The sequence below is a fragment of the Paracidovorax wautersii genome (assembly GCF_031453675.1).
GTDB lineage: Bacteria > Pseudomonadota > Gammaproteobacteria > Burkholderiales > Burkholderiaceae_C > Paracidovorax.
The window spans coordinates 104,102-128,565 of sequence record NZ_JAVIZX010000001.1 but is presented as its reverse complement, the minus strand read 5'-3'; the positions used below and the strand labels follow the sequence as shown (position 1 = coordinate 128,565).

General features: G+C 68.3%; 24 protein-coding genes and 1 tRNA gene. 10 read left to right on the top strand and 15 right to left on the bottom strand.

All coding sequences use genetic code 11. The features are described from left to right. The first annotated feature begins 23 nt into the window (after window positions 1–23). The 8 genes from QE399_RS00580 to QE399_RS00545 all read left to right on the top strand — a co-directional run bounded on the left by QE399_RS00580 (window position 24) and on the right by QE399_RS00545 (window position 8,009). Entirely contained in the window at window positions 24–956 is a 933-nt protein-coding gene (locus QE399_RS00580) for an ABC transporter ATP-binding protein (RefSeq protein WP_309831871.1), read from the top strand. After that, window positions 947–1,762 (top strand): ABC transporter permease, encoded by an 816-nt coding sequence (locus QE399_RS00575; RefSeq protein ID WP_309825357.1) that lies wholly within the window; start codon window positions 947–949, stop codon window positions 1,760–1,762. Before QE399_RS00580 ends, QE399_RS00575 begins: the two co-directional genes overlap by 10 nt. Next, a complete protein-coding gene (locus QE399_RS00570) occupies window positions 1,759–2,346 on the top strand; it encodes a nitrous oxide reductase accessory protein NosL (RefSeq protein WP_309825355.1) in 588 nt (195 codons plus the stop codon). The genes QE399_RS00575 and QE399_RS00570 overlap by 4 nt, the downstream gene beginning before the upstream one ends. Further along, window positions 2,330–2,992: a nitrous oxide reductase accessory protein NosL gene (locus QE399_RS00565; RefSeq protein WP_309825353.1), complete on the top strand. Its 663-nt coding sequence runs from the start codon at window positions 2,330–2,332 to the stop codon at window positions 2,990–2,992. The genes QE399_RS00570 and QE399_RS00565 overlap by 17 nt, the downstream gene beginning before the upstream one ends. 347 nt (window positions 2,993–3,339) lie before the next feature. After that, on the top strand, window positions 3,340–4,353 hold the full coding sequence (locus QE399_RS00560; protein WP_309825351.1) for a M14 family zinc carboxypeptidase: 1,014 nt from the start codon (window positions 3,340–3,342) through the stop codon (window positions 4,351–4,353). Between the two features lie 28 nt (window positions 4,354–4,381). Continuing rightward, on the top strand, window positions 4,382–5,146 hold the full coding sequence (locus QE399_RS00555; protein ID WP_309825349.1) for an alpha/beta fold hydrolase: 765 nt from the start codon (window positions 4,382–4,384) through the stop codon (window positions 5,144–5,146). An 81-nt stretch (window positions 5,147–5,227) separates the two neighbouring features. After that, a complete protein-coding gene (locus tag QE399_RS00550) occupies window positions 5,228–6,109 on the top strand; it encodes a UDP-2,3-diacylglucosamine diphosphatase (protein WP_309825347.1) in 882 nt (293 codons plus the stop codon). 148 nt (window positions 6,110–6,257) lie between these two features. Then, the gene (locus QE399_RS00545) at window positions 6,258–8,009 is read left to right on the top strand and encodes a RecQ family ATP-dependent DNA helicase (RefSeq protein ID WP_309825345.1); all 1,752 of its coding nucleotides are present in this window, start codon (window positions 6,258–6,260) and stop codon (window positions 8,007–8,009) included. 65 nt (window positions 8,010–8,074) lie between these two features. Here QE399_RS00545 and QE399_RS00540 read toward each other — a convergent pair whose 3' ends face one another. After that, window positions 8,075–8,530: a DUF4174 domain-containing protein gene (locus tag QE399_RS00540; RefSeq protein ID WP_309825344.1), complete on the bottom strand. Its 456-nt coding sequence runs from the start codon at window positions 8,528–8,530 to the stop codon at window positions 8,075–8,077. A gap of 453 nt (window positions 8,531–8,983) precedes the next feature. Continuing rightward, a complete protein-coding gene (locus tag QE399_RS00535; RefSeq protein WP_309825343.1) occupies window positions 8,984–9,406 on the bottom strand; it encodes a DUF1810 domain-containing protein in 423 nt (140 codons plus the stop codon). A gap of 157 nt (window positions 9,407–9,563) precedes the next feature. On the opposite strand from QE399_RS00535, the gene QE399_RS00530 reads away from it, so the two are divergent. Beyond that, a complete protein-coding gene (locus QE399_RS00530; RefSeq protein ID WP_309825342.1) occupies window positions 9,564–10,799 on the top strand; it encodes a PQQ-dependent sugar dehydrogenase in 1,236 nt (411 codons plus the stop codon). A 199-nt stretch (window positions 10,800–10,998) separates the two neighbouring features. Here the strand turns inward: QE399_RS00530 and QE399_RS00525 are convergent, their stop codons facing one another. The 5 genes from QE399_RS00525 to paoA form a co-directional block, all read right to left on the bottom strand. Beyond that, entirely contained in the window at window positions 10,999–11,397 is a 399-nt protein-coding gene (locus tag QE399_RS00525; protein ID WP_309825341.1) for a hypothetical protein, read from the bottom strand. Window positions 11,398–11,807: 410 nt separating this feature from the next. Continuing rightward, a complete protein-coding gene (locus QE399_RS00520; protein WP_309825340.1) occupies window positions 11,808–12,908 on the bottom strand; it encodes an XdhC family protein in 1,101 nt (366 codons plus the stop codon). Between the two features lie 51 nt (window positions 12,909–12,959). Next, on the bottom strand, window positions 12,960–15,218 hold the full coding sequence (gene paoC / locus QE399_RS00515) for an aldehyde oxidoreductase molybdenum-binding subunit PaoC (RefSeq protein ID WP_309825339.1): 2,259 nt from the start codon (window positions 15,216–15,218) through the stop codon (window positions 12,960–12,962). 4 nt (window positions 15,219–15,222) lie between these two features. Further along, window positions 15,223–16,173: an FAD binding domain-containing protein gene (locus tag QE399_RS00510; protein WP_309825337.1), complete on the bottom strand. Its 951-nt coding sequence runs from the start codon at window positions 16,171–16,173 to the stop codon at window positions 15,223–15,225. Next, the gene (paoA, locus tag QE399_RS00505) at window positions 16,170–16,814 is read right to left on the bottom strand and encodes an aldehyde dehydrogenase iron-sulfur subunit PaoA (RefSeq protein ID WP_309825335.1); all 645 of its coding nucleotides are present in this window, start codon (window positions 16,812–16,814) and stop codon (window positions 16,170–16,172) included. Before paoA ends, QE399_RS00510 begins: the two co-directional genes overlap by 4 nt. 206 nt (window positions 16,815–17,020) lie before the next feature. Here paoA and QE399_RS00500 point away from each other — a divergent pair, with 206 nt between their 5' ends. Beyond that, window positions 17,021–18,679, top strand: coding sequence for a histidine kinase famiy protein (locus QE399_RS00500; RefSeq protein ID WP_309825334.1), 1,659 nt, complete (start codon window positions 17,021–17,023; stop codon window positions 18,677–18,679). 39 nt (window positions 18,680–18,718) lie between these two features. On the opposite strand, the gene QE399_RS00495 is transcribed toward QE399_RS00500, so the two are convergent. The 8 genes from QE399_RS00495 to QE399_RS00460 all read right to left on the bottom strand — a co-directional run bounded on the left by QE399_RS00495 (window position 18,719) and on the right by QE399_RS00460 (window position 24,413). Then, window positions 18,719–18,806: transfer RNA gene (locus QE399_RS00495), tRNA-Ser, on the bottom strand. An 83-nt stretch (window positions 18,807–18,889) separates the two neighbouring features. Beyond that, complete coding sequence (gene ureG / locus QE399_RS00490; RefSeq protein ID WP_309825331.1) at window positions 18,890–19,552, bottom strand: urease accessory protein UreG; 663 nt, start codon at window positions 19,550–19,552, stop codon at window positions 18,890–18,892. A gap of 5 nt (window positions 19,553–19,557) precedes the next feature. Beyond that, complete coding sequence (locus tag QE399_RS00485; protein WP_309825329.1) at window positions 19,558–20,379, bottom strand: urease accessory protein UreF; 822 nt, start codon at window positions 20,377–20,379, stop codon at window positions 19,558–19,560. Continuing rightward, a complete protein-coding gene (ureE, locus tag QE399_RS00480) occupies window positions 20,318–20,974 on the bottom strand; it encodes an urease accessory protein UreE (protein WP_309825328.1) in 657 nt (218 codons plus the stop codon). Before ureE ends, QE399_RS00485 begins: the two co-directional genes overlap by 62 nt. A 58-nt stretch (window positions 20,975–21,032) precedes the next feature. Further along, a complete protein-coding gene (ureC, locus tag QE399_RS00475; RefSeq protein ID WP_309825326.1) occupies window positions 21,033–22,751 on the bottom strand; it encodes an urease subunit alpha in 1,719 nt (572 codons plus the stop codon). Between the two features lie 48 nt (window positions 22,752–22,799). After that, window positions 22,800–23,474: a LysE family transporter gene (locus QE399_RS00470; RefSeq protein WP_309825324.1), complete on the bottom strand. Its 675-nt coding sequence runs from the start codon at window positions 23,472–23,474 to the stop codon at window positions 22,800–22,802. Then, a complete protein-coding gene (locus tag QE399_RS00465; protein WP_309825323.1) occupies window positions 23,471–23,788 on the bottom strand; it encodes an urease subunit beta in 318 nt (105 codons plus the stop codon). The genes QE399_RS00470 and QE399_RS00465 overlap by 4 nt, the downstream gene beginning before the upstream one ends. Before the next feature lie 25 nt (window positions 23,789–23,813). Then, a complete protein-coding gene (locus QE399_RS00460) occupies window positions 23,814–24,413 on the bottom strand; it encodes a HupE/UreJ family protein (RefSeq protein WP_309825321.1) in 600 nt (199 codons plus the stop codon). Between the last annotated feature and the right edge of the window lie 51 nt (window positions 24,414–24,464).

Genomic DNA, 24,464 nt, shown 5'->3' with positions numbered 1-24,464 from the left:
GTGGTGACGACGGTGCCGTCCGCATCCGCGGCGTGCACAAGCACTATGGCGCGGTACACGCGGTGGACGGCATCGACCTGGACATCGGCAGCGGCGAGCTGTTCGGCCTGATCGGCCACAACGGCGCGGGCAAAAGCACGCTGTTCAAGATGGTGCTGGGCCTGGTGGCGCCGACCTCCGGCGTCATCGACGTACTGGGCGCCGACGTGCAGGGCCCCGGCTTTCGCGATGCGCGCCGCCACGTCGGCTACCTGCCGGAGAACGTGGTCCTGTACGACAACCTCAGCGGCCTGGAGACGCTGGAATTCTTCGCCCGGCTCAAGGGCGTGGACCGGTCCCATTGCGCGCCTGCGCTGGAGCGCGTGGGCCTGGACGGAGCTGGCAGGCGCGCTGTGCGGGAATACTCCAAGGGCATGCGCCAACGCCTCGGCTTCGCCCAGGCGCTGCTCGGAATGCCCCGGGTGCTGCTGCTCGACGAGCCCACCAACGGCCTGGACCCCGCGGCCATTCGCGGCTTCTATGCCACGCTGCGCGAACTGCAGGCCCAGGGCGTCACGGTGGTGATCACCTCGCACATCCTGTCCGAGCTGCAGGAGCGCGTGGACCGCATCGCCATCCTCTCCGAGGGGCGCCTGCAGGCCCTGGGCAGCGTCGCCATGCTCCGGGAGCAGGCGAAGATGCCGCTGCGCATCGCCGTGGCGCTGTCGGCGCGTGGCGCGGAGGACAGCGCCTCGCTCCAGCAGGCTTTGCAGCAGTTGCCTTCCGTCGCCGTGGTCCACGAACCGCCGGGCTTGCGCCTGACCTGTCCCCGCGAGGACAAGATGGCAGTCCTGGGCCTGCTGGCCCGCCTGGGGCCGCAGATCACCGACATCGACATCCACGAGCCCTCGCTGGAGGACGTGTTCTTCGGCCTGCCAGGGCGCACGGCACCGACGGGAGACATGGCATGCAGCTGAGCCCGATCCTCGCCATCGCGGCCAAGGAATTCCGCGACCGGCTGCGCAACCGCTGGGTGCTGGCGGTGGCGCTGGTGTTCATGGCGTTCTCGCTGGCCATCACCTACTTCGGCGGCGCGCAGCAGGGCGCGGTGGGCGTGCGGTCCATCGAGTTCACCATCGCCAGCCTGGTCAGCCTGGTGATCTACCTGATTCCGCTGATCGCGCTGCTGCTGGGCTTTGACGCCATCGTCGGCGAGCGGGAGCGTGGGTCGCTGGACCTGCTGCTGTCGCTGCCGCTCACGCGGGTGGAGCTGCTGCTGGGCAAGTACCTCGGGCTGGCGGGCGCGCTCACGGCGTCCACGCTGGGGGGCTTCGGCGTCGTGGCCCTGCTGCTGTGGCCGCAGTCCGGTGGGGCAGGGCTCTTCCACTACATCGGTTTCATGCTGAGCTCGGTGCTGCTGGGACTGGCCTTCCTGAGCCTGGCGGTGCTGCTGTCCGTGCTGGCCAGCGAGCGCACGCGCGCCTCGGGCCTGGCGATCGCCACCTGGTTCTTCTTCGTGCTCGTGTTCGACCTGCTGCTGCTGGGCCTGCTCGTGTCCACCGGTGGGCGCTACGGCGGCGATGCCGTCGCCTATCTGCTGCTGCTCAATCCCGCGGACGTGTTCCGCATCCTCAACGTGTTTTCGCTCGAAGACGTGCGCACGATGTACGGGCTTTCCAGCGTCGTTCCCCCCGCCATGGCCAAGCCCTGGCTGATGGGCGCGGTGATGGGGGGCTGGATCGTCGTGCCGCTGGGTCTGGCGGGCTGGAGGTTCAAGCCATGACATCGACGAAGTCCTCTCCACCTTCCCTGCGTTGCGCCTGCCACGGCCGGCGCCGCTTCCTCGGGACGGCGGCGGGGGTGCTGGCCGTTGCGGTGGCCGGACCTGGCTGGCTGGCCGGCTGCTCCGATGCGGCCGGGCCCGCGGTCGGCAGTGGGCCGCGCGAGATCGAGGCGGGTACCAGCTGCTCGCTGGACGGCATGCTGCTGGCCGACTACCCCGGGCCGAAAGCCCAGGTGCACCATGCCGGCCAGGCCGCGCCGGACTTCTTCTGCGACACCGTGGAGCTGTTCAGCACCTTGCTGGCGGGCGAGCAGGTGCGCGCCGTGCAGGCGGTGTACGTGCAGGACATGGGCCGGGCCGACTGGGAGCAGCCGCGGGGCCACTGGATCGATGCCAGGACCGCCTTCTATGTGCAGGGCTCGCGCCGGCACGGCTCGATGGGCCCGACGATTGCCAGCTTTGCGCAGGAAGGCGATGCGCGGCAGTTTGCGCAGGCACACGGCGGGCAGGTGCTGCGGTTTGCCGAGGTCACGCCGGCCATGGCCGATCTGAGCGGCGGTGCACAGCATGACACGCGCATGTGATCCAGCGGCCAGCGGCGGCTGGGGCCGACGGCGCTTGCTGTGCATGGCCGCTGGCCTGGCGCTGGCTGCGGCTGCCGGGGCCGCCGCCGTGCAGCGGCCATGGCGCCAGGGCCGCGGCAGCCGCGACGCCGACGCTGCGCTGGCCGCGGCGGCGGTCGAGGTATGCATCGTGGCGCCGCCCACGCCGTATGAACCGGCCACCGGGTTGCCACTGGAGGCGCCGCGTGCGGTGCCTGCGGATGCGCGCTGCCCCGTGTGCGGCATGTTCCCGGCGCGCTCACCCCAGTGGGCTGCCCAGCTGATCTATGCCGATGGCGCTGCCCACTTCTTCGACTCTCCGCTCAGCCTGTTCCAGTTTCTGGCGGCCCAGTCGCTCTACCAAGACGGGCGTTGGTCGCAGCGGGTGTGTGCCGCTTATGTGCGCGACATGGGCGGAAGCGGGTGGGTTGCCGCGGCGCAGGCCACCTACGTGGCAGGCTCCTCCCTGCTCGGGCCGATGCGCAATGGCAGCTATCCTTCCTTCGCCAGCCCCGAGGCGGCCCGCAGCTTCGCACGCCAACGCGGCGGTGAGGCCATGGCGGCGTCGTTGCTGGCAGACCACGTGCGCGCCACGGTGCCCGCCGCGGGCCATCGGCACGCCGCCTGACCCGGAACGCGCCGGTCAGAGCCGCCGCAGTTGTTGCTGCAGGCGCGAGCGCTGAAGGGCCGCAAGTTCCACCAAGCCGATGACGAGGCCGCAGAGCACGGCGGTCGCGGTGAACATCTTGCGAAGCAGGCCGGATCTGCGGCGTTGAAGCGGAAGGTGCAACATGCTGCGGGATGAAGTGGGATGCCGGGCTGCCAGCCTAGACGCGGCATGTGTCAGTGGTGTGTCTTGTGCGGCGAAAGGGCGGGGCTTTGCCGGCACAGGTGCGCACGCACAGACTCGCCGCTATCCTGCGCCGGTGCATACGGCGATTTCACAGTCGCTTTGTCTTCTTCCTTCCACCCGTCGTGACCACCTCCGTCCTGCCCGAGCTGCTGGCGCTCGAACGCATCCTTGAGCAGGGTGCACCGCATCTGCAGGTGCGTGTACTGCGGCGTATCACCCTGCCCACGGGGCCGGATCTGCCGGTGTATGCGATCAGCCTGGGCAGTGCGCAGCCCGACGTGCCTGCCGTCGGCTTCTTTGGCGGCGTCCACGGGCTCGAGCGCATCGGCGCGCAGGTGGTGATCGCCTACCTGCAGAACGTGGTCAACCGCCTGCGCTGGGACCGTCTGCTGCACCAGCAGCTCGAGCAGGTGCGGCTGGTCTTCATGCCGCTCATCAATCCGGGGGGCATGCAGCTGTCCACACGCGCCAATCCGCAAGGCGTGGACCTGATGCGCAACGCGCCCATCGACGCCGATGACAAGGTGCCCTTCTTGATTGGCGGCCAGCGCTACAGCGACCGGCTGCCGTGGTTCCGTGGCCTGGAGCACGCGCCCATGCAGGAGGAGAGCGCCGCGCTGTGCGAGCTGGTCGAGAGCGAACTGCTGTCTCGGCAGTTCAGCATCGCACTGGACTGCCATTCCGGCTTCGGGCTCAGCGACCGGCTGTGGTTTCCCTTCGCCCACACGCGGCGGCCGATCAAGCACCTGGGCGAACTGCATGCGCTGCAGGAAATCTTCGTGCAGGCGTACAGCAACCACCGTTACGTGATGGAGCCGCAGAGCCTGCACTACCTGGCCCATGGCGATCTGTGGGACCACCTGTACATCCGCGCCTGCGAGGAGCCGGGCCGCATCTTTCTGCCGCTCACGCTCGAGATGGGATCGTGGTTGTGGATCAAGAAGAACCCGCGGCAGCTGTTCTCCCGTTCGGGCATCTTCAACCCGCTGATCGACCACCGCCAGCAGCGCGTGTTGCGCCAGCATCTGGCGCTGCTGGACTTTCTCTCCCGCGCTGCCAGCAGCTACCGCGACTGGATACCGCCCGCGCACCTGCAGGAGCAGCGGCGCCACGCGGCCGTGGCGGCTTGGTATTGATGCGCCGTATGGTCGAGGGTATCTGCACATGACGACCTGGGTGCTGCTGCGCGGGCTGGCGCGCGAGAGCCGCCACTGGGGGCCATTCCCCGGCTTGCTGCAGGCCGCAGTGCAGGCGCAACGCGTGATCCTGCTCGATCTGCCGGGCAACGGCCGCCTGCATGGCCTGCAAAGCCCGGCCACGGTGCCGGGCATGGTGGCGGCGTGCCGGGCGCAATTGCGCCGGCAGGGTGTGTCCGGCCCCGTCCACCTGCTGGCGATGTCGCTGGGCGCGATGGTGGCGGTGCGCTGGGCGCAGCAGGCGCCCCATGAGTTGGCCGGATGCGTGCTGATCAATACCAGCCTGCGGCCCTTCAGCCCGTTCTGGCAGCGCCTGCGGCCCCGCAACTATCCAGCCCTGCTGCGCAGCCTGCTGCCGGGGCAGACGGATGCGGACATCGAGCAGCGCATCTGGGCGATGACCAGCAACCACAGGACGCTGACGCATGGCGTGGTGCCTGCGTGGGCGGCGCTGCGACACGAATGCACGGTGTCCGCGGCCAATGCGGTGCGGCAGCTGTGGGCCGCCGCCCGCTTCCGCGCCGCATGGGCTGCGCCCGAGGTTCCCGTGCTCTTGCTCAGCAGCGTGCAGGACCGGCTGGTGGACGCACGCTGTTCACAGGCGATCGCCCGCGCATGGGATTGCGCCCATGAACAACATCCCTCTGCGGGGCATGACCTGCCGTTGGACGCGCCGCAGTGGGTCGCCGACCAGGCGGCGCAGTGGTGTAGGCGCCACATCGGCGGCTCGTGAGCCACGCCCTGCCGACGTTGTCACCGGACTGCCGCAGAACCGTCACGGATCGGAGATGTGCGCACTGCAGCATGGACAACCATGCAAAGAGACGACGCTCTACTTCGTGCCTGGCGTGACGCCGGGGGGCCGGAATCCCTGCTCGCGGACGATCCGCCCGCTCGGGGCACGCAGCGCTGGCGAACGCTGTGGATCTCGGACCTGCACCTGGGCACGCCCGGCTGCCAGGCCGAGGCACTGCTCGACTTCCTCAAGCACACCGAATGCGACACGCTCTTCTTGGTGGGCGACATCATCGATGGCTGGCAGCTGCGCCGCCGGTGGTACTGGCCCCAGGCGCACAACGACGTGGTGCAGAAGCTGCTGCGCAAGGCCCGCAAGGGCACGCGCGTGATCTTCATCCCGGGCAACCATGACGAGTTCGCGCGCAAATACCTCTCGCTCAACTTCGGCGGCATCACGGTGGCAGAGGACTGGATGCATGCCACGGCGGATGGCCGCAAGCTCTGGATCACCCATGGCGACCTGTTCGACGGCGTGATCCAGTGCGCCAAGTGGCTGGCGTATGTGGGGGACTCTCTGTACGAGTTCACGCTGAAGCTCAACCGGTACCTCAACCGTTTGCGCGCGCGGCTGGGTCTGCCGTACTGGTCGCTCTCGCAGTACCTCAAGCTCAAGGTGAAGCGTGCGGTCAACTATGTGGGCGACTTCGAGCGTGCCGTGGCACGCGAGGCCCAGCGGCGGGGCGCGCAGGGCGTTGTCTGCGGCCATATCCACCATGCGGAGCTGCGCCAGATCGACGGCGTGCTGTACGCCAACGATGGCGATTGGGTGGAGAGCCTCACCGCTCTGGCCGAACGCGCGGACGGCACGCTGGAAATCGTCCGCTGGGCGGAGCAGCTGCCGGCGCGGCGTACCGCGGCCACTGTCGAGCGCAAGCGGGCAGGCGCCACGGTGGCCTGATCCCAGTCGGGATGACGCCCCCGGTCGGTCCCGCTCCGACATGCCGTGTCTGACAGAGCCTGTCAGGCCTGTCCGGCGCGGCACCTGGGTTGGTGGCAGGGATCATGCAGCCAGGCTCTGCCCGTGTGCGGAGCGGATATGCCATCCCATGCCTTCGACTTCTCGCTCCCCTTCCCGCAGCCAGGACACGCCCCCCCCTGTGGTGGCCGACATCGACACCATTCGGAAAACCCTGCGCAAGGTGTTCCGCCTCAAGCAGCTGCGTCCGGGTCAGCTGGACGTGATCCAGCGCGTGCTGCTGGGCAGCAGCACCCTGGCCGTCATGCCCACGGGGGCGGGCAAGTCGCTGTGCTACCAGTTGCCGGCCCTGTTGCTGCCGGGCACGACGGTGGTGGTCTCTCCCTTGGTCGCCCTGATGAAGGACCAGTGCGACGCCTTGCGTGAACTGGGCATCGCAGCCGTGCAGGTCAACAGCGCCATCGGGAGCGAAGAGCTCGCTGCGGCGCGGGAGGCCATCGAGGAGGGCACCGCGCGCATCGTGCTCACCACCCCCGAGCAGATCGCAGACCCGCAGCTGGTGGCTGCGCTGTCGCGCCACTCGGTCAGCCTGCTGGTGGTGGACGAGGCGCATTGCATCTCGGAGTGGGGGCACGACTTCCGTCCGGCGTTCCTGGAGATTCCGCCGGCCGTAAAGGCGCTGGGACAACCGGTGGTGCTGGCGCTGACGGCGACCGCCAAGCCATCGGTGATGCAGGAGATCACGTCGTTACTGGGCATTCGGCGGGATGGGGTGGTGCAATCCGGTGCGTACCGTCCCAATCTGGAGTTGAATGTCGAAGTACTGGGCCGTGCTGCCGACCGCCTGCCGCGCGCTCTGGCGTGGGTTGCCGGGCGCGAGGGTGCGGGCATCGTCTATACCTCCACGGTGAAGTCCGCGGAAGAGGTGTACGCCAAGCTGGCCGCGGACGGCGAGCGCGTGGGCCTGTACCACGGCCGCCTGCCCGCTGCCCAGCGTGCGCAGGCCCAGGATGACTTCATGGACGGCCGCGTGCGCGTGATGGTGGCCACCAACGCCTTCGGACTCGGCATCGACAAAGCGGACATCCGCTTCGTGCTGCACTACCAGATGCCGGCCAGCGTGGATGCGTACTACCAGGAGGCCGGCCGGGCGGGGCGCGATGGTCAGGCGTCGCAGTGCCTGCTGCTGTATGTGCGGCAGGACCGGGCCCTGCAAAAATTCTTCCTCTCCGGCCGCTACCCATCGCCGGAGGATGTGGGTGCCGTGGTGGGCGTGCTGCAGCGGCCGGCACCGGAAGGCGGATGGACGGCCGACGCCGTTGCCGAGGTGGTGGAGCGGCCCCGGGCCAAGGTGCTGGTGGCTCTGAGCGTGCTGCGAAGCCATCGGCAGGTGCGGCGCGACCGTGCGGGCCGTTGCAAGCTGCTGGCCGTGCCGGAAGACGCATCCGTCCTGGCCATGCTGGCGGCCTACCGGGCCCGAAGGGAGCAGGACGGCGACACGCTGGAAGCCATGGTCGCCTATGCACAGGGCGGCGGTTGCCGCTGGCAGGCGGTGCTGGGTGGGCTGGGGGAGACGCCCGCCTTCGATGCCTGCGGCAGCTGCGACAACTGCCGGCGCATCGCTTCGCTGATGTCGCCCTTGCCCCAACCATCCTCCTCGAGTCAGCCGATCGAGGTGTTATCGGCGGCTGCACCGTCCAAGGCTCCGCCGCAATTTGCGGGCGGAGATGCGGTGCGGGCGCGCCGCTATGGTGCTGGACGGGTGGTGGAGGCGTGCGCCAACTCGGTCACGGTGGAATTTGCGGACGGAACCCGGCGGACGTTTCTGCCGGACTTCGTACGTGCCGCCCGCAAGGTACCCGCCGCATTGGCGGCGAACTAGCTGGTCCCGCCGCCACGACGCCCTGGCAATTGGGAGCCGTCAATGGGGGAGAAGGGCAGGCGGCGTCAGCGGGTCTGCCGCATGGGCATGCGGTCGATTTCGTCGAAGACCGCCTGCAGGTCGACGGAAGCATCCTGCCGCATCTTGACCCCGCCGTCCTTGCCGACCAGCACGAATGCGGCGGGTCCTTGGGGGTCGAGCTTCAGCGCTCCCAGCAAGGCGGCTGTCTCGGCGGTGTCCAGGGGCTTGTCATTGCGCTCGCCCCGACCTCGCACCACGGTGTAGAGCACCATTTCCCGCTCGCGGAAGGCCTCGCGGGCCGCCGTTTGGCGCAGGGTCGATCGGACGTTCTCCAACAGGGGATCCGCTTCCTGGGGCACAACGACAACGACGGGCCGTGTTTTCCACCGTTCGGCGTCCAGCGGGTTGTCGGCACCGTGGGCGCCTGCAGCGGGTAATGCCACAGCGAGTGCCGCTGCCATAGCCCGACCCAAGGCGGGAACGCGGTGCAGGAGTTTCATGGGAAGGTGTCCTTTTGGCGAGGTCACAGGGAGCACACGGTGACCGTGCCCACCCGCTGCGATGGAACAGGCCTTCCGCATGCATGGCTCGGACGCAAATGGGCCCCATCAAGGCGGCCCTTTGTGGGGATCTTCAGGGCTGGGCGGGCGGTGTCGATGGCACTGCCGCGGCACGTGCGCCCGAGGTCTTTTGGGCTTGGTATTTCTTCCACAGGTAGCCGGCAATGGCCATCAGAATCATCTTGCGCATGGTTCACTTCTCCAAGGTTTGGGATGCCTAGCATCGCTGCAGCGCGTGCAGTGGCCTGTAGGAGCGATGGGGCGCAGCATGTCGGTGGCCGGAGGGCTCTGCTGGGCACCGGCTTCGCCTTGGATGACAAATGCCTCGGCGGCTAACAGGGTGGTTCCCGCCGTGGGCCGTCGCTCGGGCGCTGCCAAGGAGCGGACCGCGGATCAGCTCACCCGCTCCAGCGTGAGAGGGTCCCTGTCGCCGTCAAAGTACTTCTCAAGCACCGCATCGAAAATGCTGGGCGGCTCCGAGGCTGCGGCAAACAGGGTCATGCTGGAGCGGAGCTTGAGATCATCCGGCGAGCCCAGGATGTCGTGCGCAGAGACGCCTTGCAAAGCCAGAAGCAGTTCGCACGCCGTGTGGATACGGCGGCCCAGCACCGGGTGGCGGAGATACGACTGCGCCCCGGCGAGGTGGGGCAGGGCGTAGCGCTGCGCCATCGCGCTGTGCCCCAGGCCCTGGATCTGCGGAAAGACAAACCACATCCAGTGCGATTGCTTGCGGCCTGCTTCCAGTTCCGAACACACGCGACCCCACACAGGTGCCTGGGCTTGAACGAAGTGGTCGAGGCCGGGTGATAGCGGCATGGGTTCATCGTAGGGGCCGTGCTCGCAGATGGCAAGGCCTGGCGGAGCGCCGGACCAGCCCAGGCCCCACGGCGACGAAACCGCCATTGGATTACAGACAGGCAGCACGCTGCCTATCTACGATGCCCGCTGCTCAACCCCGGCTGAAAGCACCGCCATGACACTTCGCCCCGTTGCCTCTCTCGTCGCCTCCGTGTTCGCCTTGGCCTGTGCCTCTGCCAGCGCACAGACAGCGGCGTCTTCCCACTGCGCTCCGCTGGAGACTCAGCCTGCCAACGCCTCATCGCAGAAGCCCGCGTTCGCGGGGCAGACGCGTGCCTGCGCCGCACCCAAGAGTGCGGCAGTCAACGTGGCGGTGCTGGCGACCGGGCTGGTCAAACCCTGGTCCGTGGAACCCTTGCCCGATGGGGCGCTTCTGGTCACCGAAAAGCCAGGGCGTCTGCGCCTGGTATCCAGCGACGGAAAGCTGAGCGCGCCCATTGCCGGCCTGCCGCCGGTCGATGCGCGCGGGCAGGGCGGCTTGCTGGATGTGGAGCTGAGCCCCGGCTTCGCTTCCGACCGCACGATCTACTGGAGCTTTTCCGAGCCGCGCCAGGGCGGCAATGGAACCAGCGTGGCCAAGGGTGTGCTATCGCAGGACCGCAGCCGCGTGGAGCAGGTCCAGGTGATCCTGCGCACCATGCCCACCTACGATGGCGACAAGCACTATGGCTCTCGCCTGGCCTTTGGTCCCGACGGCATGCTGTATGTGACCACCGGGGAGCGCTCGGACCGGGCCACCCGGCCCCAGGCGCAGCAACTCGACAGCCATCTTGGCAAGGTGCTGCGCATCCGCCCGGATGGCAAGGCCCCGGACGACAACCCCTTTGTGGGCCGCGCGGGTGCGCTTCCCGAGATCTGGTCCATCGGCCAACGCAACATCCAGGCCGCCGCCTTCGACCCGAAGGGCGGACTCTGGGTCGTCGAGATGGGCACCCAGGGTGGCGATGAACTGAACTTCATCGAGAAGGGCAAGAACTACGGCTGGCCTCTCGTTGCCTATGGAGAGGAGTACTCCGGCCAGCCCATCGGCGAGGGCGCCACGGCGCGCGAGGGGCTCACTCAGCCCGTCTACTACTGGGACCCCGTGATCGCTCCTTCCGGCGCCCAGTGGTACACGGGCAGTGCCTTTCCGGCATGGAAGGGCAATCTCTTCGTGGGCGGGATGAGGAAGACCGCTCTGGTCCGCCTGGTGATCGAGAACCAGCGCGTAGTAGGCGAAGAGTGGCTTCTGGCCGACCGCGGCAAGCGTATCCGCGACGTGCGCCAAGGGCCGGACGGTGCGCTCTACATCGTGACGGACGAGGAACGGGGCGAACTTTGGAAGGTCACGCCGGCCACGGGCGTGCGCTGATCCGGGCAGTGTCCCATGGCCGGCACGCTGTGAAAGGCACCTGCTGGCAAGCAGGGGTCGACCGGGGGGCGGTCAACGCGCCGCGCCCCTGCTGCGGCATCCACGGGAGGTCCCATGGTACTGACGCAGCACCTGCGGTCGGTCCGGGTCCCGAAGCACCGCACGGCATCCTCTGCGTGCGGGGCCGGAGGCGCTGAAGTCAGCCACGAGACACTGCTGGGTGGGCGCGCTTGCGCTTGAATACGGCGATGAGTACGTGGACGCCGATGGCCAGGCCCACCAGGGTCACCGCACCGAGGCCCCAGACGCCCCAAGCCAGCACTGCGGCGGCTCCCGCCAGGGCGGGCACGGTTTCCAGCATGGCTTGAACCATTGGAACGGCGGATGTGAGGATGGCCTGGATCAGCCCTTGCAGTTCCACGGGTACCCAGGGCTCCAGCCATGCGGGCAGCAGCACGGCCTCTCTCACGGCCGACCCGCCAGCCCAATTCCCGGCGTTGGCGATGAGCCATGCAGCCACCCCGTAAGTGCCCCAGCAGATCAGGGACCAGAGAGCCAGCAGGATGAAGGTGAAACTCCAGGTGAGGACGTACAGCATAAAAAGGCCCATTCCATAAGAATGCGCCCAGTGTGGTGGAGGCCCGCTGAAGGAAAAATCAACCGGGGCCGGAGCCACTGTTCGGTTTTTCCGAACTGATGCGGGAGGCTCTCGCGTCTCCAGCGGGGCAAGCCATTGGCGGCCTGTTTGGGTACGCCGTTTCACAGCATCTAGATCCCCCCAAGTCCGCCAGATGTTCTGGGCTGTAGAGGTTGGAATGTGCGCGGTGCGCAGCAAGGGCAGGCCCGGTACCGTCGGCAGGCGCCTGCTCCGCGACAGCCCGCACCGGAACGTGCAGAAGGGGAGTCTGCAGGTTTGGCGAGCCCGCCGAAGCGGCGCCCGAAACCAGTGGCCAGGATGGCTACGCAGGGGCGGTGGCGGGCCGCCGTATGGGTGGAGTGGCGGGGGCTTCAGTGCGCGATGGGCCGTGGTTCCAACCGCGGTGTGGTGCCCACGGGCGCTGACGCAGCGTCGTCGGGTGCTTTTTCCCCCGCCGGCACATCTCCGCGATCTCGCCGCTGCTTGGCGGGGCCCACCTGAGCGTCCGAAGACAACGGCACGCCGTTCTTCGCCGCCACGACCTCGGCCATGATGGACAGCGCGATCTCGGCGGGTGCCTTGCTGCCGATGTACAGGCCGGCAGGGCAATGCAGCGCATGCAGATCAGAGGCTGTCAGGCCGAAGTGCGCCTGCAGCCGCTCGGCGCGCAATGCCGCGTTGCGGCGGGATCCGATGGCCCCGACGTAGAAGGCCTGGGATTGCAGGGCGTCGATGAGGGCCAGGTCATCGAGCTTAGGGTCGTGTGTGAGGGCGACCACGGCGGTGCGCGCATCGGGCTGCAGGCGCAGGATCAGGTCGTCGGGCATCTCGTGGCTCAAGGCGACCCCGGGGACGCTCCAGGTCGCGCGGTGCTCGGCGCGCGGGTCGCACACGATGACCTCGAATCCCAGGCCCAGCGCGATCTGGCACAGGAAGGCCGACAGGTCGCCCGCGCCGATCACGATGATGCGGGCATGTGGCCCGTGGCAGGTGCGCAGTACCTGGTTGTCCAGCAACGGCGCGGATTCGCACGGTGCGGGCCTGAGCGTGACGCCGCCCGTGCGCAGATCCAGAGACCGCTCGGTCGGGACGCGGCGCTGGTAGGCTGACAGCAGCTCGGCGACCCGGCTACGGGCCGACAGCGGCTCCGCCGCCAGCTCCATGGTGCCGCCGCAGGGCAGGCCCAGTCGGTGGGCCCGATCGGCCGAGATGCCGTAGCGCAGCACCGTGGGCAGTCCGTCGGCACACACGGCAACGAGGCCGCCCGAACGGATCTGCGCGATCAGCTCGTCCTCGATGCAGCCGCCCGAGACCGACCCCACCGTTTCCCCCCGGATGTTGATGGCCATCAGCGAGCCCGGTGGCCGGGGCGCCGAACCCCAGGTGCGGACCACGGTGAGCAGCAGCGCGGGTTCACCAGCGGCGACCCAGCCGGTGGCGATGCGCAGCACGCGGCTGTCGAGGTCATCCATGGCGCATCTCCTTGCCTGCGGCAGATTCCGGTAACGCGGGCATCGAGGCGCTCAGGCTGCGGAGCGTGCTGTGGTGCCCAGCGCCATTTCTGCCAACAGCTTGTCCAGGGTGATGGGGTAATCGCGCACGCGCACACCGGTGGCGTTGTGGATGGCATTGGCGATGGCCGCACTCACCCCGCAGATGCCCAGCTCTCCTACACCCTTGGCTTTCAGCGGCGAGGCGAGGGGATCCACCTCATCGAGGAAGACCACCTCCTGATGGGGAATGTCGGCGTGCACCGGTACCTCGTAGCCCGCCAAATCGTGGTTCACGAAGAAGCCGAGGCGCGTGTCCACGGCCAGCTCCTCCATCAGCGCGCCGCCCACGCCCATGGTCATGGCCCCGATCACCTGGCTGCGTGCCGACTTCGGGTTGAGAATGCGGCCGGCCGCACACACCGCCAGCATGCGGCGCACGCGGATCTCGGCGGTGTATGCATCCACCGCCACTTCGACGAAGTGCGCGCCGAAAGTGGATTGCTGCGTCTTCTTGTCCAGCACGCCGAACTCGATCGTGTCCTCGCCCGTCAGGCCCGCCGCTCCGGCCGCTTGTGCCAAGGGGACGCGGCGCTCGCCTGCTTGCACGTGCCCGTCGGCGAACTGCGCCACCGCCGGATCCATCTCCAGCTGGCGGGCCACCGCCTCGCGCAGCTTCACACAGGCGGCATACACGCCCGCGGTAGAGCTGGCCGCTCCCCACTGCCCGCCCGAGCCGGCGGACACGGGAAAGTCCGAATCTCCCAAACGCACGCGCACTTGGTTCAAAGGAACGCCCATCATCTCGGCTGCGGTCTGGGCGATGATGGTGTAGCTGCCGGTGCCGATGTCCGTCATGTCCGTCTCCACCGTCAACAGGCCCTGGGCGTCCAGTCGCACGCGGGCGGCGGACTTGGTCACCGGCGCGCCGCGGTAGGCCGCCGCCACACCTAGGCCCAACAGCCAGCGGCCCTCGCGGCGCTGGCCCGGTCGTGCGTCGCGTTGGTTCCAGCCGAAACGCTCGGCCCCCGTGCGAAGGCATTGCACCAGTTCGCGGCGCGAATACGGCCGCTCAGGCTGGGGCCCGTTCCTGCTCTGGTCCTTCTTGCCGTTGTCGGGCACCACCTGGGTGTCATTGCGGATGCGCAGTTCCACGGGGTCCATCTGTAGCCGCTCGGCCAGTTCGTCCATGGCCACCTCCAGCGCCATGTGGCCGGTCGCCTCGCCTGGCGCCCGCATGGCGTTGGCCTCGGGCAGGTCCAGCACGGCGAGCCGCGTGCGGGTCATGCGGTGGGCTCCTGCATACAGGCGCCGGGTCTGGTCCACCGCACCGTCGGCAGAGCCTCCGGGCAGGTCGCCTGACCAGCTTTCATGCCCTATGGCGGTGATGCGCCCGTCCAATTCGGCACCGATGCGCACCCGCTGGATCGTAGCCGGCCGGTGCGTGGTGTTGTTGGCCATCAGGGGGCGCTGCAGCGCCACCTTGACGGGGCGGCGCGCCGCACGGGCACCCAGTGCTGCCAGCAGCGCATCGGCGCGCAGGAACAACTTGCCGCCGAAGCCACCTCCGATGAAAGGCGACACGAGCCGTACCTTATCCTTGGGAATGTTCAGGGTGGCGGCCAGTTCGCGCTGGCCCCAGGCGATCATCTGGTTCGATGTCCAGACGGTGAGCTGGTCGTCCTTCCACGCGGCCAGCGTGGCGTGCGGCTCCATCATGGCGTGCGACTGGTCAGGCGTGGTGTAGGTACCATCCACCTGCACCGGCGCTGCGGCAAAGGCGCCTTCGAAGTCGCCGATGGCTGTGTCGGGCGCATCGCCGTTGATGCTCTCTGGTGGTTGTGCGGAACCCTTGGCGTCGGCCAGGTCATAGGCGCCTGCCGCACGTGCGTAGTCCACGCGGACCAGCTGCGCCGCAGCGCGCGCCTGTTCGAAAGTCTCGGCTACGACCAATGCCACGGCCTGGTGGTAGTGGGCCACCTCGGGACCTGCCAGCAGGGGTGCGGTGTTCATCTTGCCTTGCCCCAGCTTGCCAGCCGTCTCCGCGGTGACGATGGTCAGCACTCCTGGGGCGCGCCGTGCGGCTGCCAGGTCGATGTGCCGGATCCGCCCCTTGGCGATCGCAGAGCCCACGACGTAGCCGTAGGCGGGTCGTTGCACCACGTCGTGGCGTTCATAGGCGTAGGGAGCGGTGCCTGTGGTTTTGAGCAGTCCGTCGATGCGGCTCACCGGCTGACCGACGATTTTGAGCTGGTCGATGGGGTTGACGGTGGCAGGGGTGTCGAACTTCATGGCGTCAGCTCCTGGCCTGTTGCAGCACGGCGGCGAGCGTGCGCTCGGCCAACGGCAGTTTGAACGCGTTGTCGTGCGTGGGATTGGCATCGGCCAGCAGCCGGTCTGCGACCGCCTTGGCTCCTTGGCGCATCTGCGCTTCTGCGGCCTCAAGGCGCCAGGGTTTGTGCGCCAAGCCACCCAGCGCCACACGGCCACTGCCGTCGCGCTGAACGATGGCCGCCACGGACACCAGCGCAAAGGCGTAGGACGCCCGGTCCCGCACCTTGTGATAGAGGTGTATGCCGCCTACCGGGGCGGGGAGCGTGACCGACGTGATCAGTTCGCCCGGCTGTAGCGTCGTCTCTATGTGCGGCGTCTTGCCCGGCAAACGGTGGAAGTCCGCGATCGGAATGGTGCGGACCGTGCCCGTGGCATTGACGGTTTCCACCGTCGCATCCAGCGCGCGAAGAGCCACGGCCATGTCGCTGGGATGGGTGGCGATGCATTCCGTGCTGGTGCCGATCACCGCATGCTGGCGGCTCACGCCACCGATGGCAGAGCAGCCGCTGCCTGGGAGGCGCTTGTTGCACGGCATGTTGGAATCGTAGAAATAAGGGCAGCGGGTGCGCTGCAGCAGGTTGCCACCGGTGGTGGCCATGTTGCGCAGCTGGCCGGACGCGCCCGCGACAAGCGCGCGGGTGAGCAGCCCGTAGTCGCGCCGTACCCGGGGATGGGCTGCCAAATCGGCATTGCGTACCAGCGCGCCGATGCGCAGGCCTCCCTGCGCGGTCGGCTCCACGGTTCCCATGCCGGCGCTATTCAGGTCCACGAGGTGCACGGGCTTCTCGATCTGGAGCTTCATGAGATCCAGCAGATTGGTGCCGCCGGCAATGTAGCGGGCGCCAGGCCGCGCTGCCACGGCGGCTGCGGCCTGCGCAGGGGAGGAGACGCGTTCGTAGGTGAAGGGTGTCATAGGCGGCTCCCTCCGGCCACCTCGGTGATCGCATCCACGATATTGGAATACGCGCCACAGCGGCACAGATTGCCACTCATGCGCTCGCGCAGCTCGGCGGTCGAGACCAGCGGCTGCGCCACGACGTCCTGGCTGGCGTGGCTGGGCATGCCTTGCCGGATCTCGTCGAGCACGCCCACGGCCGAGCAGATCTGGCCCGGCGTGCAGTAGCCACACTGGTAGCCATCGTGTCGGACGAAGGCCGTCTGCAGGGGGTGCGGAGACTGCGGCGTACCCAGTCCTTCAATGGTGGTCACGCTGGCCCCCTCCTGCATCACCGCCAGGCTCAGGCAAGACACCACGCGCCTCCCGTTCACCAGCACGGTGCAGGCCCCGCACTGGCCGTGGTCGCAGCCCTTCTTGGTACCGGTGAGGTGAAGATGCTCGCGCAGCGCATCGAGCAGCGTGGTGCGGGTGTCGATGTCCAGGGCGCAGTCCTTGCCGTTCACCTGCAAGGTGACGGGCTGTTGGATGGGGGGCGCCGCGGGCGCGTCCAGGCCCTGCGCGCCGGCCTCGCCCGGCACGGCTGAGGCGGCCGCCGTCGAGGCGCCCGCGATCAACAGGCCCCTCCGCGACACGGATGGGAAAGTGTGGTGGTCCATAGGGCATCCATCGTGATGTTCTTGGTCGTGAGACATGCGCGCCAGCGTGCGCGTGCCCTGGGAGCATCACTCGGCGGAGACATCGCCGATGTAGGCGGGATGCGCGCCTTGGTGCGCGGCCTCCGAAATCGCCGGAGGCGAGCGGGCTGGACCCGACGCGTTCTTGCCCAGCCCGATGGGTAAGGGCTGTCCATCGATCAGTCACAATGGCCAAACCCGCCGCAAGAGACAAGTCAACGATGATCCCTGAAAAACCCGCCATAAAACGCCGATCCGATGCCAGAGCAGAGGGGTCTGCCCACGAGATTCGGGACCACAAGGACGACATCTTCTTTGCGGCCATCGAAAACACGCGCATGCCGATGATCGTCACGGATCCCCGGCAGGCCGACAACCCCATCGTCTTTGCCAATCCCGCCTTCATGTCCATGACGGGGTATTCGGCAGAAGAGATCGTGGGGCACAACTGCAGGTTTCTGCAGGGGCCAGGAACGGACCGGGACTCGGTGGCGGCCATCCGGGACGCGCTCGAGCGGCGCGTTCAGGTGCAGCTGGAAATCCTGAACTACCGCAAAGATGGTTCGTCTTTCTGGAATGCCCTGTTCATCTCCCCCATCTACAACCCCGCGGGGGAGATCGTCTACTTCTTTGCGTCCCAGCTGGACGTGAGCCGAAGACGCGATGCGGAGGAGGGATTGGCCCAGGCCCAGAAGATGGAAGCCCTGGGCCAGCTCACGGGCGGCATATCGCACGACTTCAACAATCTGCTGCAGGTCATGTCGGGGCACGTCGAACTGCTTTCCATGAAGGCGGATCGAGACAAGCTGGACAAGGCCGCCCTGGACAAAGGACTGGGTAACCTCCGGGCCTCTATCAAGAAGGCGTCCACGCTCACGCAGCAACTGTTGGCGTTCTCACGCAAGCAGAGCTTGCGGGGGCGCGTCGTGAACATCAACTCCCTGGTCCGGGAAATGAGCGAGCTGGTGGAGCGGACGCTGGGTGAAACGGTTCGTGTGGAATATGACCTCAGCGATGAGATCGGCAACTGCCAGGTGGACACGAACCAGCTTGAAGTGTCGCTGCTGAACGTCTTGGTGAACGCACGCGACGCGATGCCGCAGGGCGGCACGATCACGATATCCACGGAGGCCATCGACGTCTTCGACGGCGAAGCCGTGTCGATGCTTGGCCTGCCCGCAGGGCGGTTCATCGCCCTGTCGGTCACCGATACCGGGCACGGGATTCCGGCAGAGCTTCTGCCGCGTGTCATGGATCCGTTCTTCACCACCAAGGAGGAAGGCAAGGGCACCGGTTTGGGCCTGTCGATGGTTCACGGGTTCGTCAAGCAGTCCGGCGGGACTGTGACGATGTACTCGGAGGTCGGCGTCGGCACGACCTTGCGCATGTACTTCCCTGAGGCGAAAGTGCCCACCCGGACGACATCGGAAGTGAGCGTCAGGCCGGTCAACAAGGGCGGTACGGAGTCCGTCCTGATCGTGGAAGACAGGGAAGAGGTGGCCGAGATCGCTCGGGAAATGCTGGAGGGGCTGGGTTACACCATCCACGTGGCGACCAATGCGCGCAAGGCCCTCGACATCTTCAAATCGATGCTGCCAGACGCTCCTCCGGAACTGGTCTTCTCGGACGTGGTCATGCCCGGTGGAATGAACGGTTATGTACTCGCCCGCGAGATTCAGCGGCTGGCGCCGCAGACGAAGATTCTGTTGACGACGGGCTTCGACAGAGACCTCGGGCGCATCGAGACCGTCGCACCTTCCGAATTCGATCTGATCAAGAAGCCCTATCGCCTGGCCGACCTGGCGAGGAAGGTCCGCGGCGTTCTCGATGGTCCCACGTCCAGCTGAGGGGCAGACCAGCAGCGTAGAGGAGATCGGCTGGTCATTTGGCGGAGACTGTGAGATTCGAACTCACGGACGGTTGCCCGTCGGCAGTTTTCAAGACTGCTGGTTTAAACCGCTCACCCAAGTCTCCTTCGAACGGACGCGTATTCTAGCTGCCGCTCGCAGGCTTGCGCCCTGAGAACGTAAACACGTTGTCAAGCAGCCGTGCATCGTTCAAGCGGTGGTCAGCAGGCCCTTCTTCTCGATGAAGGCGATGACGTCGTCCAGGCCCTGCAGTGACTTGAGATTGGTCATCACGAAGGGCTTGGGGCCGCGCATGCGGCGGGTGTCGGCCTCCATCACCTCCAGGTTGGCGCCCACGTGGGGCGCCAGGTCGGTCTTGTTGATGACGAACAGGTCGCTCTTGGTGATGCCCGGGCCGCCCTTGCGAGGAATCTTCTCGCCGGCGGCCACGTCGATCACGTAGATCGTCAGGTCGCTCAGTTCGGGGCTGAAGGTGGCGGCCAAGTTGTCGCCGCCGCTCTCGACGAAGACCACGTCCGCGTCCGGGTACTGCGCCAGCATGCGGTCGATGGCTTCCAGGTTGATGGAGCAGTCCTCGCGGATGGCCGTGTGGGGGCAGCCGCCGGTCTCCACGCCCATGATGCGTTCCGCGGGCAGAGCGCCGCTGACGGTCAGCAGGCGCTGGTCTTCCTTGGTGTAGATGTCGTTGGTGATGGCGATCAGGTCATGCTTGTCGCGCATGGCCTTGCAGAGCATTTCCAGCAGCGTGGTCTTGCCGGAGCCGACGGGGCCGCCGATGCCGACGCGCAGCGGCGGCAGCGGCTTGGTGCGGTGGGGGATGTGGTGCAGTGAAGAGGCGGTGGTGGTCGTCATGGCGGTCAGGAGCGGAAGAGGCGGGAATACTGCGTTTCGTGCCGGGCGGAGAGGATGGCCAGCATGGGCGAGAAGGCCTGGCGTTCTTCGTCGCCCACCTGCAGCGCTTGCGCTACGGCTTGCTGAATGGCGGCGGCCAGCTGCGCCAGGATGCGCTGGCCGGCGTTCTGGCCGAGCGGTACGGACTTGATAGCGGCCTGCACCATGTTCTCGGCCCAGCCGAAGGTGTAGGCCAGCAGCACGTCCTCGGGGCGTGCCTGCGTGGTCGCGGCGGCGAGGGCGAAGGCGACGGGGTAGGTGGGGGGCAGGGCCGCGAGCACGGCGATGTCGCTCAGGATGTGCGGTGCATCGGCATGCTGGTTGCGCAGCCAGTCGCCGAGCGAACGGCCCATCTGTTCCGTCTGCAGGCGCAGCTCGCTGGTCTCACGCGTCTGCAGCACCCAGTCGTTCAAGCTGCGCACCCGGGCGTGATCGGCTGTGCGCCAGGCCTGGACGGCGGCATGCACCACGGCCATGTCCCCGCGCACCTGGGTCAGGCGCAGCTGCTCCAGCAGCCAAGCGGCGGTGGCAGCCTGGGTCTGCACGCCGGCGGCTTCGATGGCGATCTCCAGCCCCTCCGAGTACGAGAAGCCGCCCACGGGCAGGGCCGGGGAGGCCAGCCAGATCAGCTGCAGCAGGCTGGCCGCCGGGAGCGCGGTGGCTGGGGAGGGCGCGGGTGCCGGCGGAGGACCGCCCGGGCCGGCGAAGGCCGAAACCGCAGCCTGCTCAGGAAGAGTGGTGGTGCCCATGGCTGCCATGGTCGTGCCCGCAGCCAGGGCCGTGCACATGGCCGTGGCCGTGCGAAGGCGCTTGCGCAGGCGTTGGCCCGGGCGTGGATGCGAGCGGGTCGTCGTGCGTCTGGTTGTGGTCGTGGCCATGTCCATGGCCGTCGCCGGCGTGGGCATGGTGGTGTCCGTGTCCGTGTCCACCGGCCGCATAGGCGCCGCCTTCGGGCTCGAAGGGGGCCTGCTGTGCGGTGACCGTCAAGTGCATGGCGCGCAGCATGTCGGCCAGCACATGGTCGGGCTCGATCTGCAGGTAGGTGGGCGTGAGTTCGATGGGCACGTGGCGGTTGCCCAGGTGGTAGGCGGCGCGCGTCAGGTCGAAGGGCGTGCCGTGCTGGCTGCAGTGCGTGATGCGCAGCACTGGCTGCGGTGCCGCCACCACGCGCACCATGGAGCCGTCTTCGGCCACCAGCACGTCGCCGCCCCGCACGGCGGTGCCGCGGGGCAGGAACACGGCGAGTTCGCGGCCGGTGGAGTCGGTGGCGGCGAAGCGGCTCTTCTGGCGCACGTCCCAGTCGAGCTCGACGGTGGCCGCGCGCTTCAGGAGGACAGGGGCCAGGCCCTGGCCTTGGGAAAGCAGTTTGGAGACTTGGAGCATCGAAGGATTAGAGCGTATTGGGCGGCCAGCGGGGCCGGCCTGCGCCCGGCGGCAAGGGTCAGAAGAGGAAGTAGCGCTGCGCCAGCGGCAAACGGGTGGCGGGCTCGCAGGTCAGCAGCTGGCCATCGGCGCGCACGGTGTAGGTCTGTGCGTCCACCTCCATGCGGGGCGTGTAGCCGTTGTGCACCATGTGCTGCTTGCGCACGCCGCGGATGCCTTGCACCGCAGACAGGGGCTTGGCCAGGCCGTAGCGCTGGCCCACGCCGGCCGCCAGCGCCGACTGCGAGACGAAGGTGAGCGAGCTGCGCGCCAGCGCGCCGCCGTAGGCGCCGAACATGGGCCGGTAGTGCACCGGCTGCGGCGTGGGAATCGAGGCGTTGGGGTCGCCCATGGCCGCCATGGCGATGCTGCCACCCTTGACGATGAGGGCCGGCTTCACGCCGAAGAAGGCGGCCTTGTAGATCACCAGGTCGGCCCACTTGCCCACCTCGATGCTGCCCACCTCGTGGCTCAGCCCGTGGGCGATGGCAGGGTTGATCGTGTACTTGGCCACGTAGCGCTTGATGCGCTGGTTGTCGCTGCGCGCGGTGTCGCCGTCCAGCGTGCCGCGCTGCTGTTTCATCTTGTCGGCCGTCTGCCAGGTGCGGATGATGACCTCGCCCACCCGGCCCATGGCCTGGCTGTCGCTGCTCATCATGCTGATGGCGCCCAGGTCGTGCAGGATGTCCTCGGCGGCGATGGTCTCCTTGCGGATGCGGCTCTCGGCGAAGGCCAGGTCTTCGGCGATGGAGGCGTCCAGGTGGTGGCACACCATGAGCATGTCCACATGCTCGTCCAGCGTGTTGTGCGTGTACGGCATGGTGGGATTGGTGGACGAGGGCAGGAAGTTGTCCTCGCCCACCACGCGCAGGATGTCGGGCGCGTGGCCGCCACCGGCGCCTTCGGTGTGGAAGGCGCAGATGCTGCGGCCCGCCACGGCGGCGATGGTGTTCTCGACGAAGCCGCTCTCGTTCAGCGTGTCAGAGTGGATGGCGACCTGGGTGTCGGTCTCGTCCGCCACGTCCAGGCAGTTGCTGATGGCCGAGGGCGTGGTGCCCCAGTCTTCGTGCAGCTTCAGGCCGACGACGCCCGCGTCGATCTGCTCGCGCAGCGCCTGGGGCTGGCTGGCATTGCCCTTGCCCAGAAAGGCGAGGTTCATCGGAAAGGCGTCGGCCGCCTGCAGCATGCGTTCGATGTGCCAGGGGCCGGGCGTGCAGGTGGTGGCCAGGGTGCCGGTGGCCGGGCCGGTGCCGCCGCCCAGCATGGTGGTGATGCCGGACGCCAGGGCCTCCTCGATCTGCTGCGGGCAGATGAAATGGATGTGGCTGTCGATGCCGCCGGCGGTGACGATGTTGCCCTCGCAGCTGATGATCTCGGTGCCCGGGCCGATGACGATGTCCACACCCGGCTGGGTGTCGGGGTTGCCGGCCTTGCCGATGGCGGCGATGCGGCCGCCCTTCAGGCCGATGTCGGCCTTGACGATGCCCCAGTGGTCGATGATGAGGGCGTTGGTCAGCACCGTGTCCATGGCGCCTTCGGCATGGGTGCGCTGGCTTTGCGCCATGCCGTCGCGGATGGTCTTGCCGCCGCCGAACTTCACCTCTTCGCCGTACGCGCCGGCGCGCAGGGTGTAGTCGTGTTCCACCTCGGCGATGAGGCCGGTGTCCGCCAGGCGCACGCGGTCGCCGACGGTGGGGCCGAACATTTCGGCATAGGCGCGTTTGTGGAGTGTGGCCATGGTCAGTGGAGGGAAGGCGTGCCGGGTGGGCTCGGGTTCGGGGTCAGGTCAGTTCAGGGGCTGGCCGTGCAGGGCCGCCGGGGCGCGGCCGGGGCCGGCCGGCGTGCCGTGCAGCAGGTCGCGCAGGGTGCCCAGCGCCAGGGCCAGCAGCAGGGCGGCGCACAGGCGGTAGGTGAAGCGCGCCCAGCGGGCGCCGGCACGGCGAAAGAGCCGGTCGACCACCGCGGCGCAGACGAAGCACCACAGGATGGAGGAGGCCATGAAGCCGGCGAAAAAGACGCCGTAGTCACCGGCCGTGGGCTGGGTGACGCCGACGGCGCCGAGCGCGCTGCCCATGGCAGCCCAGTAGGCGAGGTTCTGTGGATTGGTCAGCGACAGCACCATGCCGCTGCGCAGCGCCTGGCGGCCGGCCCGGGCGGGCGTGGCCTCCAGCGAGTATTCGACCCGCGCGGCGCGCCAGCTGTCCCACGACAGCCAGACGAGGTAGGCCGCGCCCGCCAGGCCCACGGGCCAGCGCAGCGCATCCACCTGCATGGCCATGCCGATGCCGGCCAGCCCCAGCACGGCCCAGGTGGCGTCGCCGACGAGCGAGCCGACCTGCACGGCCAGCGCCGGGCGGAAGCCGCCGCGCACGCCCTGGCGCACCGTCTCGGCGAACACCGCGCCGGGGGCGGCGTTGAACACCAGGCCGAGCACGAAGGCGGCGGCGAACAGGGCCGTCATGCGGCGGAGTCCAGCGGGCCCTGCACCAGTCCGCGAAAGCCGTGCACCGTGCGGTCGCCGGCGTAGTCGACCAGCTCCACGGTGCGCTGCTGTCCGGGTTCGAAACGCACGGCCGTGCCGCTGGCGATGTTCAGGCGCATGCCGCGCGCGGCGTCGCGGTCGAAGCCCAGCGCGCCGTTGGTCTCGGCAAAGTGGTAGTGCGAGCCGACCTGGATGGGCCGGTCGGCCGTGTTGCGCACCACCAGCGTGAGCGTGCGGCGGCCGGTGTTGAGCGCGTGCTCGCCGTCGTCGATGAGGAGTTCTCCGGGAATCATCGCCAGGGCCTTTTCGTGGTGGCGGTCAGGCCATGCGCACGAGCAGGGTGGCACCCAGCAGCGCGGTGGAGGCGCCGGCCGCCAGCGACAGCCAGCGGTGGCGCGCCATGACCAGGTGGCCGAGGGCGATGCCGGCTGCATGCAGCGTGGCCGTGGCGACGACCATGCCGGCCAGGGCCAGCCATTGCGTGCTGCCGGCCAGCTCCATGCCGTGCGCGGCGCCGTGGAAGAAGGCGAAGGCACCGGTCAGGCCGGCGGCCAGCGCCATGGGCATCTTGCGCTGCCAGGCCACCAGCAGGCCCAGCACCAGCAGCGAGGCGGCGATCATCGGCTCCACGGCCGGCACCACCACACCCAGGAAGCCCGCGGCCGCGCCGGCCACCAGCAGCGCCACGAAGGCGGCGGGTGCCAGCCAGACCGGGCGCACGGCCAGCGCGCTCCACACGCCCACGGCCAGCATGGCGGCCAGGTGGTCCAGGCCGGTGAAGGGGTGGACCAGGCCGTCGATGAATCCGGCCTCGCCATGCGCCAGGCCCTCGGCGCCGTGGCCGGGGTGGGCGATGGCGAGCGCGGGGACGAGCAGCAGGGCGGCGGTGGCCAGGGAGGCTTTGACTTCTTTGTTCATGGCGAAGAATCCAATCAGGAAAGGCGTACGGGGTGGGGGCGGACGGGGCCG